This window comes from Mesorhizobium sp. ArgA1 (assembly GCF_053714375.1).
In genome coordinates this window covers 67,192-79,675 of the sequence record NZ_JBSKBQ010000003.1, presented here as the reverse complement: position 1 = coordinate 79,675, position 12,484 = coordinate 67,192, and the positions used below count along the sequence as shown (strand labels likewise).

Genomic DNA, 12,484 nt, shown 5'->3' with positions numbered 1-12,484 from the left:
GCGATCTGTTGTTGTTTCAACACAGTCGCGGCAAATGCACATGATCACGAAGATTCGACTACGCCTCCCGCTTGAGGCTCCTCCGGCACTTCGATTATAGATTGCGCGCGGCACTTTCTGCGCCCTTGGGGGGCGCCGGGCGACGCCGTGGGCAACAAGCATTGAACGATCGGATCTTCGCCATGCAGCTTCGCAGCTTCATTTTCGTGGGGTTTTGTGCCGTATTCGGCATGAGCTCCGCGGCCTTCGCCGGCACTCCGGCAATGACCTCACCGCCGTCGGTTAGCAAAACCGCTGTCATCAACGTCGCCGCCAAGAGCGATGCGGCGCAGCTGAAGCTTCTCAAGAAGAAGAAAGACCCGAGCCCGGAGGATCTGGCTCAGATCAGCAAGCTCGAAGACAAGATCGCTGCCGACAAGGCGGCAGCCGGCGCCAAGGCGCTCGAGGCCCGCAAGCTGGCCATGCGCGAGGCGGCAAAAGCCAAAGCCGACGCCCAGCGCCAGGCCTTCCTGGCCAGCAAGGGCAAGCCGGTCGTGGTCGCCGACGCCAAGTCGGCCAAGAAGACCACCAAGATCATTGCGCCGGTTGACCCGCTAGCGCCAATCGAGCCGATCCTGTCGGCCGAGCCGCTCCCGGCCGAAGCGATGAACGTCGCGCTGACCGGCAACAATAGCGAATTGCGCAGCGAGGCCCCTGGCCAGAAGCCACAGAGCGGCGGTCTGTTCGCCGGCCTGTTCGGTGGTACATCTTCTGCCTCCTCGATCGCCTATCTTCCCGAGACGCGCGCGCTCGACCAGGCTCTGGCCAAGCGCGAGGCCAAGAAGCAGTTCAAGGTGAAGCCGGAATTCGTGCCGCAGGAAGTCGAATTCAGCGGTTATTCGGCCGGCACCATCGTCATCGATACCAGCGCGCGCCGCCTCTATCTCGTCGAATCATCCTCGACGGCCCGCCGTTATGCGATCGCCGTCGGCCGCGAAGGCCTGCAGTTCAAGGGCACGGTCGCGGTCGGCGACAAGCAGGAATGGCCGCGCTGGATCCCGACGCTGGACATGCAGAAGCGCGAGCCCAAGCACTATGGCCAGTACAAGGACGGCATGCCCGGCGGCGGTCAGAACCCGCTCGGCGCCCGCGCCATCTATCTCTATGACGGCAAGAAGGACACGCATCTGCGCATCCACGGCACCATCGCGCCGCAGTCGATCGGAACCAGCGCCTCCAATGGCTGCTTCCGCATGATCAACGAGCACGTCATGGACCTCTACAGCCGTGTCAGGGTCGGCACCAAGGTCGTCATCATCTGACGTTCTCCCAATCCTGCCGAAAGGGCCGGCTTCTGCCGGCCCTTTTGTTTTGACTAAAACAACAGTCTCGAACCTCGGGACTATCGCGCCTTCTCTGGAAAAAACCTCAGCGGCGGTTTTTTCTCTGGCGGAATCAATTCGGCCGCGTTAAGCGATGACTCCCATGGCGCGATATGTATTCATCACAGGCGGCGTGGTTTCCTCACTTGGAAAAGGCATTGCCGCAGCGGCCCTTGGGGCTCTCTTGCAGGCGCGAGGCTATCGCGCACGCATCAAAAAGCTCGACCCTTACCTCAACGTCGATCCCGGCACGATGTCGCCTTACCAGCATGGCGAGGTCTTCGTCACCGATGACGGTGCCGAGACCGATCTCGATCTCGGCCATTACGAGCGCTTCACCGGCCGCTCGGCCAATCAGCAGGACAACATCACCACCGGCCGCATCTACAAGAATATCATCGAGCGCGAGCGGCGCGGCGACTATCTGGGCGCCACTGTGCAGGTCATTCCGCACGTCACCGACGAGATCAAGCATTTCGTCCTCGACGGCAATGACGACTACGACTTCGTGCTGTGCGAGATCGGCGGCACCGTCGGCGACATCGAGGCGATGCCTTTCCTGGAAGCGATCCGCCAGCTCGGCAACGACCTGCCGCGCAACAATGCGGTCTATGTCCACCTGACCTTGATGCCCTACATCCCGACGGCGGGCGAGTTGAAGACCAAGCCGACCCAGCATTCCGTCAAGGAACTGCGCGGCATCGGCATTGCGCCCGACATCCTGCTGGTCCGAGCCGACCGCGCCATCCCCAAGGAAGAGCGCAGAAAACTGTCATTGTTCTGCAATGTCAGGGAAAGCGCCGTCATCCAGGCGCTCGACGTGCCGCACATCTATGACGTGCCGATGGCCTACCACAGGGAAGGCCTCGATTCGGAAGTGCTGGCCGCCTTCGGCATCGATCCGGCGCCCAAGCCGCGCATGGAGCCCTGGCAGGCGGTGTCCAACCGCATCCACAATCCCGAAGGCGAGGTGACGATTGCCGTCGTCGGCAAATATACCGGCCTCAAGGACGCCTACAAATCGCTGATCGAGGCGCTGTCGCATGGCGGCATGGCCAACCGCGTCAAGGTCAAGCTTGACTGGATCGAAAGCGAGATCTTCGAGAAGGAAGACCCGGCGCCGTGGCTGGAAAAGGTGCATGGCATCCTGGTCCCCGGTGGCTTCGGCGAGCGCGGTTCCGAAGGCAAGATCCTGGCAGCGAAATTCGCCCGCGAGCGAAAGGTGCCGTATTTCGGCATCTGCTTCGGCATGCAGATGGCCTGCATCGAGGCTGCGCGGTCGCTGGCCGGGGTCGAGCATGCCTCGTCGACCGAGTTCGGCCCGACCGAGGAGCCGGTGGTCGGCCTGATGACGGAATGGCTGAAAGGCAACATGCTGGAAAAGCGCCGCGAAACCGGCGATCTCGGCGGCACCATGCGGCTCGGCGCCTATCAGGCCGAGCTCACCAAGGGCTCGAAGATCGCTGAGATCTATGGCGACACGCAGATTTCAGAGCGCCACCGCCACCGCTACGAGGTCAATGTCGACTACAAGGAGCGGCTGGAAGATTGCGGCCTGGTGTTTGCCGGCATGTCGCCCGACGGCGTGCTGCCGGAAACGGTCGAATACCCAGACCATCCCTGGTTTATCGGCGTTCAGTATCACCCGGAACTGAAGAGCCGGCCGCTTGAGCCGCATCCGCTGTTTGCCAGCTTCATCTCGGCTGCGGTGGATCAGTCGCGGCTGGTATAGGCCGCTGGCGGCGCCGGTGAAGACCTATGTCGCGCTGCTCTACAGCATCATCCTCGGCGACGGCCGCCGGGTCGTCATGTCCGACCTCAAGGCGATGGCCGAAAGCCTCGGGCTGAAGAACCCGCGCACGCTTGTGGCGACCGGCAATCTGGTCTTCGAGGCGCCGGCGACGGATATCGCCAGGCTGGAACAGCGGCTGGAAACGGCCTTCGAAAAGACCTTCGGCCGCCATGTCGTCATCATCGTGCGCACTGCCGAGGACTGGCTGAAGCTCGCCGCCGGCAATCCATTCCCGGCAGAGTCGGCTGAAACTGGCGATCAGGTGGCGGTTCGGATCATGCGCAAGCCGGCGCCCGTAGATGGCGTCGCCGCGCTACAGGCGTATGCCGCCGAGGACGAGAAGGTGGCGTCGGTCGACGGCGACATCTGGGTCGTCTTTTCGCGCGAGCGGCCAAGTTCAAGGCTGCTTGCGGCCATGAATCACAAGCGTCTCGGCATAGGCACTGCACGCAACTGGAACACGGTGCGTAGGCTGGCCGAGATGGTCGGAAAGTAGGAAAGTAGGAAAGTAGGAAAGTAGGGAGTTCAATTCCCTACTGACTACTCCCTACTGACTCATTTCACGCCTTCGCCGTCTTCGCTCCAGCGCCGAGCGCCATGGTGCGCAGCACGTAGTAGATCGCGCCGGCAATCGCCACGCCGAAGAACCAGCCATAGACGCCCCACCAGGCCGGTAGCCAGTTGGTGAAGTTGGGCAGGATCGACGAGAAGATGGCGCCGATGCCGGCGGCGATGAAAGCATTGACGTGCCAGCCGCCCTGGAAGCGGAATTCGCCGTCCTCGCGGTAGAGCGCCTCGACATCGACCTCGCCTTTGCGGATCAGATAGTAGTCGACCATCATCACCCCGAAGATCGGCCCCATCGTCGCGCCGATGATGTTGACGAAGGACGCGGCGCTGCCTTCCCATGGCGCGAAGGGATAGAGCACAAGTGCGATCAGTGCAGCGATGTAGCCGCCCTTCTTGAAGTCGATCTGCCGGGGAAAGACGTTGGAGAAGTCGAAGGCCGGCGAGACGAAGTTTGCCACCACATTGATGCCGAGCGTCGCCACGGCGAAGGTCAGTGCGGCAAGTGCTGCCAGGAACCAGCTGTCGAACTTGGCCGAGATCTGGTCGGGATGCAGCAACACCTCGTGGTAGACGTCATAAGCGGCGATGGTGGTGACGCCGGCGACCAGCGAGAACAGGATGAGGTTGACCGGCAGGCCCCAGATGTTGCCCTTGCGCAGCGACGCCTGGTCGGGCGCATAGCGGGCGAAATCGCAGAAGTTTAGATAGAGAGCCGAGAAATAGGTCACCCAGATCGCCGCCACCGCAAACAGTGCCGTCCACGAACCGGGGGTTCCCGGCACGCCGGCATCCTTGGTCTTTTCCAACAGCACATCCATTGGGATATCGCTGGTGAACGCGAAGGTTCCGGCCTTGACGCAGAGATAGATCGCCAGGATCAGCATCATCACCCACACCGCCGGGCCAGCCCAATCCTGGAAGCGGCGCACGGTTTCCATGCCGCGTTGGATGATCAGGAGCTGCAGCGCCCAGATGACGACAAAGCAGATCACTTCTAGGCCGCTATGGCCGAGGAAATGCGTGTTGGCGTTGAAATCGGCGAACCATTGCGAGCGGATCAACAGCGCCACGATCGCGCCTGAGGCCGCCGCCGTCTGCGCGCCGTACCAGAAGCAGGCGACGATGGCGCGCACCAGGGCAGGAATGTTGGCGCCCCAGATGCCGAAGGAGGCGCGGGCCAGCACGGGGTAGGGCACGCCGGTCTTCACGCCGGCATAGCCGACCATGTTCATCAGTGCATAGATGATCAGCGAGCCGATGCCGATGGCGATGATGAAATTGACGAAGCCGCCGCAAAACAGAAACAGGCTGGCCGCGAGATAGTAGCCCCACAGGCTGTGGACGTCCGACGTCCAGACATTGAAGATGGAAAACGGTCCCCAGTTTCGAACCTTTGCCGGAGCCAGATCCTCATTGTAGAGGTCAGGCGAGGCACCCTGTATTGTCATGGCGATGTCCCCTTTTTGCAGCACGCGCCCTCACGCGTTGGCTGCGTGGAGGTTAAGCCTGACGCAGGGGAACCCGCAAGCAATCCATTTGCCGGCTCTGACCTTAAAGATATTCAATGCAAATCGCGCTTATCGATTGGCGTTTGTAGAGGCGGACGCCATCGCAGCGGTCTTGATTCGATCTGCTGACAGCCGCGATCAGGACACTTTCCGGTCAAGGACCGGAGACGCCTCGAAATTGGCGGCAAGCCAGGCGATCGCGCGGGTGACGTCATCGAGCTTGTATTGAGCCGCCGTGGGGCCGCGCGGTTTGACACGGATCGAAATGCCGCCGGCTTCATTGATCGCCTCGAAACCGTTTTCGTCAGCGGTATCGTCGCCGAGGAAAACCGGCCGCCTCCCGGCAAAGGACGGGATTGCCATGAAGCGCCGCACGGCAGCGCCCTTGGCTGCTTCGAGCGGCATGAGCTCGACGCCGGCATTTCCCGGAATGACCCGATAGCCCCTGGGAAGATTGGCCAATGCCTGCTCGACAAGTTGGGTGGCCCTGGCCAGCAAATGCGGCGCCGCACGCGTATGAATGGCGAGAATCGGACCCTTGCGCTCGATATGGACTTGGCCGTCATCCAGTTCGGCTTCAATTGCGTCGGCAAGGGCAGCCATATCGGCGGGAGCATCCGCGGCAACGACCGGGCCGTCGGGCGAGAGCCGATGTTCCAGCCCGTAGAGGCCGGCAACGCGCAGCTTCAGGGGATGAAACAGGCGATCGGCGACCTCAACCGAGCGGCCGGTGATGAAGGCGACGGCGCCGTCCAGCCGTTCGTCAATGGCGCCGAGCAGAGAGCGCAATTCGTCGCTGACGGACACAGCGTCCGGGTGAGCGGCATGCTCCAGCAAGGTGCCGTCAATGTCGAGGAAAAGTGCCCATTGTCCTGCGGGCAGGTTGGGTGCGGTTGGCAGGCTTGTCATGATGCCACCTTGTGCATGCGCTCGACCAGCGAGACGATGTTGGTGTCGGTGCTTGCTGGCCGCTCGGCAACACCTGTCGCCCGGTCGAGATCGCCGCGTTTGCGCAGCCGCGCCGCGTCGAGCAGCATGCTGCCGGCCCAGCGATAGACATTGTTGTCGCGCACGTTCTCGCGCATGCGCCGCATGCGCTGGCGCTGCTCTTCCGGCGGCATGGTCAGCGCCTGCTGCAAGGCCTCGCTCATCATCGCCGCGTCGTAAGGATTGACGATCAGCGCCTCCAGCAGTTCGCGCGACGCTCCAGCAAAGGTGCTGAGCAAAAGAGTGCCCTGCTCATCGTCGCGCGCGGCAACGAACTCTTTGGCGACGAGGTTCATGCCGTCATGCAGGCTGGTGACCATGCAGATGTCGGCAGCGCGGTAGATCTCGTAGACCTGCTCCTGCGAGTGATGTTCGGCCACCATGATCACCGGCTTGTAGCCGTTACTGCTGCCATAGCGCTGGTTGAGGTCTTCGGCATAGCGCATGCATTCGTCATGCAGTTGCTGATAGGCCGGCAGCGTGCCGCGGCTGGGCGCCGCGATCTGCAGGAAGACAAGTCTGCCGATCCATTCGGGATGGCGCGTGAACAATTCGTCCAAGGCCTGAAAGCGGTCGAGAATCCCTTTGGTGTAATCGAGCCGCTCGACGCCGATGCAAAGTTTGACGTCAGCCCGAAGCCCGAACCGGTCGCGCAGGCGGCCGCGGCATTCCTCGACAGTAGGGAGCTTCGCCAGCAGCTCGGCCGGCCACTCGATGGAGATCGGATAGGCATGCACCAGTGTCGTCTGCCCGCCATAGGAGATCGCCGCATCGGCGCGTTCGATACGGCTTTCCAGGAAGCGATCGACGCTTTCGGTGAAATTGTTGGCGTGGAACTGGGTGTGGAAGCCGATGATCGAGCTGCCGAGCAATCCCTCCAGGATGCGCTCCCGCCACGGGCAGATGCTGAAGACTTCGGAGTTCGGCCAGGGGATATGCCAGAAGGTGATGATGATCGCCTCCGGCAGGCGCTCGCGGATCATGCGCGGCAAAAGCGCGAAATGGTAATCCTGGACCAGCACGATCGGCCGCTCGTTGCGCGCTTCGGCCACCACCGTATCGGCGAATTTGCGGTTGACGGCCTCATAGGCCTCCCAGTCCGAGGCGCGGAAGATAGGACGGGTGAAGGCGATATGGCAGAGCGGCCACAGGCCTTCATTGGCAAAACCGAGATAATAGCCCTGATATTCGTCCTCGCTCAGCCAGACGCGGCGCAGCGTGTAGGACGGATGATCCGGCGGCACCGGCAACCGGTCGTTCTCGTCGACGGTGAGGCGGTCAGCGCTACCACCGCCATAGGCGATCCAGGTGCCGCCGCAGGCGCGTGTGATTGGCTCCAGCGCCGAGACCAGTCCGCTGGCAGGCACGACAAGCTCGACGCCATTGTCCTTGACGTTGTGGATGTAAGGCTCGCGATTGGAGACGACGATGACCTGCGCGTCCGGCAGATCGTCGGTGAGGATCTTGCGCAAGGTTTCGGGTGACCACGTCACCAGTGCGGCATCGACGGACTGGCCGTTCTTTTCAAACTCGCGCATGACTTTGCGCGCTGCTTCCGCCACCACATCCTCGCCCGCCGTTCGGGCGACTGGTGGGTGGCTGCCGCGCTGCCGGGATATTGAAAACATAATGGCGAGGGCGGATAGGCCGAGGCTTGCCAGGATCACGATCCAGAGCATGTCGACGCCATAATCTGTCATTAAAGTGCCAATCTCCGCCTTCGGCGGCCATTCTTCTTCGTTGAATTTGAACACGCTTCCGGCGGCTGGCCGCCGGCAGCTGTCATGTTGCAACGCACAAAACCACGATCGGTTCCCGCGAAAATTACCCAGCTCAGCTTCGCACGATCAGCGGAACCAGCCCTTCATGGCGGTCGGCGAGAAAGGCGACGACACGGTCGCCTACCCGCTGGAAAGTCAGATCGACTTTCTTTTCGCCGACGCCGAGATGTCGGAGCGTCAGTGTGTCGATGCCGATCGGCAGCCGGGGACGCGTGACATGGATTTCGCCGTTCCAGCCGTCGATTTCCAGGCCGAGGCAGGCCTGCATCAGCATGAAGGCCGACCCCGCCGACCATGCTTGCGGCAGGCAGGCAACGGGATAGGCGATCGGCGCTTCGCCGACCGAGCGGGTGAACCCGCAGAACAGTTCCGGCAACCGCATGTTGAAATGCACGGCCGATTCGAACGTGCCACTCATCAGCCGCACCACATTGTCGCGCTCGCCAAACCGCGCCAGGCCGGCACCGCAAATCGCCGTGTCGTGCGGCCAGATCGACCCGTTGTGGTACGACATCGGATTGAACAGCACCGCATCGTCGGCCAGGGTGCGCACGCCCCAGCCGGACTGGAAGGATGCCGAAAGCAGCTGGTCGGCGACCATTTGCGCCCGCGCCGGGTCTGGCAGGCCGACATAGAGCAAATGCCCGGCATTGGACGTCCGCACCTTGCAGGGTTCGCCGGCGCCATCGATGGCGAGCGCGTAGAAGCCGAGATCGTCGAGCCAGAAATCGCGCTCTACGGCAATCCGCATCTCTTCGGCGCGGTTTTCCCAGTGATCGGCCTGGGCGAACTCGCCCCGGCGGCGGGCGAGCGCCGCCAGGCCACGGAAGGCGGCAAAGACATAGCCTTGCACTTCGACCAGCGCGATCGGACCCTTGGGGATGCGCCCGTCGGCGTGGAAGACAGAGTCGAAACTATCCTTCCAGCCCTGATTGGCAAGGCCGGATTCGGCGGCGCGCTGATATGTGACGAAGCCTGTCGCCCGGCTGGCTTCCTCGGTCCACTCGGCGGCGGCGCAGAGAGACGGCCACAGGCTGGCGATGAAGTCCATGTCGCCGGTGCGCTCGGCATAGGCACAGGCAAGGTGGATGTAGAGCGGCGTGGTGTCGACACCGCCATAGTAGCGGCCGAAGGGCAGCTCCTGCAGCGCCACCATCTCGCCCTTGCGCGTCTCGTGCATGATCTTGCCGGGCTGTGAGTCACTGAACGGCGAGGTCTCGGTCGCCTGGTGCTGGGCGAGGAAGGTGAGCACGCCACGCGCCAGGCCGGGATTGAGCCAAAGCATCTGCAGCGCCGAGATGACCCCGTCGCGGCCGAAGGCGGTCGAAAACCAGGGGATGCCGGCATAGGGGTAAGGGCCGGTCGACAATTCGGTGGTCAGCAGGGCCACATCGGCGCGGGCGCGTTCCACCCAATCGTTGAAGACGCGGCCCGAACTGTGCACCGTCGCGCCATGGCGGCGCTTGGCCCGCATGCCGAAGCGGGCGCGCGCCGCAGCCGCCCGGAACCGGTCGCGGTCGGGTGGCTCGGCCAGTTCCGGACCAACCTCGACGTAGAACACCTTGCTGCTGCGCTTGGTCACCGCGATGAGGAAATCCGCGCGCTCGGCACTCAGCTGGTCCGGCGCCTGCGAAAACGATATCGCGGACTGCCGTGCCAGCCCGTCCAGCCCGTCGTAACGCAGGAGCACCGAAGTCGCATCTATCTCGGCCGCATGCGCCGTGCCGCGTTTTGGCCTGGTTGAACCGCGCACCTCGAACATGTCGCGGAAATCGGCGGCGAAGTGCAGCGAAATGCGGATCGCCGAATGCTCCTGACTGTAGTTGGACAGAGTGATGCGTTCGAACAGCCGATCCTGCCACAGCAGCCTGACGCGCTCGATGTGGATGGCGCCCTGCGGGATGTCGCGGCCGCCGACGCTCTGCATCGGCAGGTTGGTCAAATTGCTGGTAAACAGCACGTTGTCCTGGCTGAGTGAGGCGCCGAGCAGCGATGTCTGCCGGCCGCCGACGGTCAGCCGGAATTCCGACAGCACCCGCGTGTCGTCGCGGAAGAACCCATCGCCGGCGCCGCGTATGTCGCCATAGGCATCGGCCACCGCAAAACAGTCGCCTTGTTTCAGGGCGAACAGCCGGTGCGGCTCGCGCGGCGCGGTTTCATCCAGGGAGGCAAGGGCCACGGCGGGGTCGAGCTTGCGCTCGTCAAGTTGGGTCATCAGTCACAAATCTCTGTTTTGGCTCCGGAGCATCCGCCGTCGCTCAAGATGCTTTCGCTTCCGCCGGAATGCCGATCAGGCGCGCATAAGCAGAGAGATAGTCACGGGCCATCCTCTTGGCGGAGAACCGCTTTTCGAAGACGCCACGCACCTTTCTCCGGTCGAGCTGCAGCAGGGCCGGCACCGCGGCGACGGCAGCGTCACGCGAATCGACGATAAAGCCGGTGAGGCCCTGGTCGATGACTTCCGGCAACGCACCGCAGTTCCAGCCGATGGTTGGCGTACCGCAGGCCATCGCCTCGATCGCGGCAAGGCCGAACGGCTCCGGCCAATCGATCGGAAACAGGAGCCCGGCCGCATTGCCGAGGAATTCAGCCTTCTCGTCCTCGGCAATCTCACCGATATAGTCGATACGGTTGCCGTCGATCAGCGGCTCGATCGTCTCGTGGAAATAGGCACGGTCGTCATCGCCGATCTTGGCCGCAAGCTTGAGCTTCATGCCCGAGCGCAAGGCGATGTCGATGGCGCGGTCCGGCCGCTTGTCGCGCGACAACCGGCCGAGGAAGGCAAGGTATGGTTCGTCCGTCGCCGGCTCCAAGGTCGGCTGATAGAGGCCGGTCGGCAGTCCGTGATGGATGGTGGCCAGCCAATTGGCGTTTGCGAGCCCGGTTCTCTGGCTGCGCGAAATGGAGATCAGGGGAAAGCGTGGAAAACGCTCATACGCCGGCGCCAGATCGACATAGTCCAGCCGGCCATGCGGCGTCGTCACCGTCTTGCCCGGCATGGTCTCGAAGAACGAAAAATGCAGGAAATGGCTGAGATGAAAATGAATGATATCAAACTCATCGGCGCGATTCCTCACATCGGCCAGCATCGCAAGATGGGCTGCTGTCTCTGACTTGAGCGGGCGGGGATCGAGGCGCAGCGCACGCTCGCGTCCGGGTATCAGTCTGGCCGAGGTGTGGCTGTCGCCGCTGGCAAACAGGGTCACCTCATGGCCGAGTTCGACCAGCCCTTCGGTGAGATAGGAAACGATGCGCTCGGTGCCGCCGTAGAGTCTGGGTGGCACGGATTCATGCAACGGGGCGACGTGGGCTATGCGCATGGTTTGAACTGTCCCTCAAAGGCGAGTACGGGAGCGAAATGCATCAGCGGGCGTAACGTTCCGGACAAAAGACGTCACCCGGCAATCTCGGCTCGAACAGCGTCAATTTTTTTGCAACGAGCGGGAACCAACTCGCTGTTCGCGAATTTCATAAGGTTGGTTCGCACTGCGGCCGACCAGGGAGAGAACAAAATGAACCGCTTGCATTTCTTTACGCCGGTGCGCATCGCGCGCGGGCAGGGACACCCCATAGAGGAAGTCGATAGCGTTGCCGAAGCGATGGTCTTTCTGCAGAAGTGGCCGGTGGGACGGCGTGGACCGGTCTATCAATGTGCCGTGAATTGCTGCTCCGCAGCCCTGTCGGGCAGAATGTCGGCCGAAGAAGCCAGGAAGGCGTTTACGGGCTTTGCCCGCATCACCCGCCTGCTCGACGACGATATGGCGATGCCGATGGGCGGCGAAAGCATGGCGGACGTCTACGCGCTGCGCCGTTAGGCTACGGCCACAGACTTTTTTGGCGATTCAAGCCGGGCCGTGGCGGCGCGGACATCATCTTTTTCGCACCATAGTATTCCCGCGCAGCCCTTCACCTCATGGCCTGCACTGTGCTTTCATGCGGCGTTTCGCATGACCGGTGGTTGGACGGCCAATCCACAAACGGTCGGTACGTGGAGGGGTAGACATTGCCGAGACTGATCCTGGGAACGCTCGGCGCCATCGTCATTGCCCTTATCTGGGCGATCCTTGCCAGTTTGATGGGCGCACCGTCGATCGTGATCACGGTCGGTGCGGTCGCCATTGGGGCCGGCGTCTACACCTACGTCGACAGACGCTCTAATTGAGCCACCCTCATCATAGGGGCTTTTTTCGCACCGGGCCGACGGTGGCGCGTTCGGCCAATTGCAAGCCGATGTTGACGCGCACAATGTTTGCGCCAGGATCCGCGATGCGTTTCATCAGCATCTGTATTCCGGCACGGCCCAGTTCGACGCGGTCGATGCGGATGGTCGTCAAGGGCGGGCGGCCATGAAGGGCAACAGCGATATCGTCGAGACCGATGACGGAAAAATCGTCGGGAACCGAGAAGCCGCTGCTTTGCAGTGCCTGAATGAAGGCGCCCCGCGACCGCTCCGGCCTGCGGCAGCAACTGGCCGGCTATCGTTTC

11 protein-coding genes are annotated in these 12,484 nt (G+C 62.6%); 5 read left to right on the top strand and 6 right to left on the bottom strand.

Annotated features, from left to right (window positions below; genetic code table 11):
• Nucleotides 1–182: 182 nt before the first annotated feature.
• The 3 genes from ACWGTI_RS10125 (at nt 183) to ACWGTI_RS10115 (ending at nt 3,649) form a co-directional block, all read left to right on the top strand.
• A complete protein-coding gene (locus ACWGTI_RS10125; RefSeq protein WP_454587316.1) occupies nt 183–1,301 on the top strand; it encodes a L,D-transpeptidase in 1,119 nt (372 codons plus the stop codon).
• A gap of 154 nt (nt 1,302–1,455) precedes the next feature.
• Entirely contained in the window at nt 1,456–3,093 is a 1,638-nt protein-coding gene (locus tag ACWGTI_RS10120; RefSeq protein ID WP_454586987.1) for a CTP synthase, read from the top strand.
• Between the two features lie 16 nt (nt 3,094–3,109).
• A complete protein-coding gene (locus ACWGTI_RS10115; RefSeq protein WP_454586986.1) occupies nt 3,110–3,649 on the top strand; it encodes a DUF1697 domain-containing protein in 540 nt (179 codons plus the stop codon).
• 64 nt (nt 3,650–3,713) lie between these two features.
• Here ACWGTI_RS10115 and ACWGTI_RS10110 read toward each other — a convergent pair whose 3' ends face one another.
• The 5 genes from ACWGTI_RS10110 to ACWGTI_RS10090 all read right to left on the bottom strand — a co-directional run bounded on the left by ACWGTI_RS10110 (nt 3,714) and on the right by ACWGTI_RS10090 (nt 11,319).
• A complete protein-coding gene (locus ACWGTI_RS10110) occupies nt 3,714–5,171 on the bottom strand; it encodes an NCS1 family nucleobase:cation symporter-1 (RefSeq protein WP_454586985.1) in 1,458 nt (485 codons plus the stop codon).
• Between the two features lie 198 nt (nt 5,172–5,369).
• Nucleotides 5,370–6,140, bottom strand: a complete 771-nt coding sequence (gene otsB / locus ACWGTI_RS10105) for a trehalose-phosphatase (protein ID WP_454586984.1) — start codon at nt 6,138–6,140, stop codon at nt 5,370–5,372.
• The gene (locus tag ACWGTI_RS10100) at nt 6,137–7,918 is read right to left on the bottom strand and encodes an alpha,alpha-trehalose-phosphate synthase (UDP-forming) (RefSeq protein ID WP_454586983.1); all 1,782 of its coding nucleotides are present in this window, start codon (nt 7,916–7,918) and stop codon (nt 6,137–6,139) included. Before ACWGTI_RS10100 ends, otsB begins: the two co-directional genes overlap by 4 nt.
• 133 nt (nt 7,919–8,051) lie before the next feature.
• Nucleotides 8,052–10,214, bottom strand: a complete 2,163-nt coding sequence (locus tag ACWGTI_RS10095) for an amylo-alpha-1,6-glucosidase (protein ID WP_454586982.1) — start codon at nt 10,212–10,214, stop codon at nt 8,052–8,054.
• Between the two features lie 43 nt (nt 10,215–10,257).
• Nucleotides 10,258–11,319 (bottom strand): glycosyltransferase family 4 protein, encoded by a 1,062-nt coding sequence (locus ACWGTI_RS10090; protein WP_454586981.1) that lies wholly within the window; start codon nt 11,317–11,319, stop codon nt 10,258–10,260.
• Between the two features lie 192 nt (nt 11,320–11,511).
• Here ACWGTI_RS10090 and ACWGTI_RS10085 point away from each other — a divergent pair, with 192 nt between their 5' ends.
• A complete protein-coding gene (locus ACWGTI_RS10085) occupies nt 11,512–11,814 on the top strand; it encodes a DUF982 domain-containing protein (RefSeq protein ID WP_454575040.1) in 303 nt (100 codons plus the stop codon).
• Nucleotides 11,815–12,002: 188 nt separating this feature from the next.
• Nucleotides 12,003–12,161, top strand: coding sequence for a hypothetical protein (locus tag ACWGTI_RS10080; protein WP_454586980.1), 159 nt, complete (start codon nt 12,003–12,005; stop codon nt 12,159–12,161).
• Nucleotides 12,162–12,171: 10 nt separating this feature from the next.
• On the opposite strand, the gene ACWGTI_RS10075 is transcribed toward ACWGTI_RS10080, so the two are convergent.
• The gene (locus tag ACWGTI_RS10075) at nt 12,172–12,420 is read right to left on the bottom strand and encodes a substrate-binding domain-containing protein (RefSeq protein WP_454587315.1); all 249 of its coding nucleotides are present in this window, start codon (nt 12,418–12,420) and stop codon (nt 12,172–12,174) included.
• Nucleotides 12,421–12,484 lie beyond the last annotated feature (64 nt).

Excerpts from the sequence above, each read along its gene's own strand:
- ACWGTI_RS10125 (WP_454587316.1), top strand. The coding sequence starts at position 183 with ATGCAGCTTCGCAGCTTCATTTTCGTGGGGTTTTGTGCCGTATTCGGC.
- ACWGTI_RS10120 (WP_454586987.1), top strand. The coding sequence starts at position 1,456 with ATGACTCCCATGGCGCGATATGTATTCATCACAGGCGGCGTGGTTTCC.
- ACWGTI_RS10110 (WP_454586985.1), bottom strand. The coding sequence starts at position 5,171 with ATGACAATACAGGGTGCCTCGCCTGACCTCTACAATGAGGATCTGGCT.
- otsB (WP_454586984.1), bottom strand. The coding sequence starts at position 6,140 with ATGACAAGCCTGCCAACCGCACCCAACCTGCCCGCAGGACAATGGGCA.
- ACWGTI_RS10100 (WP_454586983.1), bottom strand. The coding sequence starts at position 7,918 with ATGACAGATTATGGCGTCGACATGCTCTGGATCGTGATCCTGGCAAGC.
- ACWGTI_RS10095 (WP_454586982.1), bottom strand. The coding sequence starts at position 10,214 with ATGACCCAACTTGACGAGCGCAAGCTCGACCCCGCCGTGGCCCTTGCC.
- ACWGTI_RS10090 (WP_454586981.1), bottom strand. The coding sequence starts at position 11,319 with ATGCGCATAGCCCACGTCGCCCCGTTGCATGAATCCGTGCCACCCAGA.
- ACWGTI_RS10085 (WP_454575040.1), top strand. The coding sequence starts at position 11,512 with ATGAACCGCTTGCATTTCTTTACGCCGGTGCGCATCGCGCGCGGGCAG.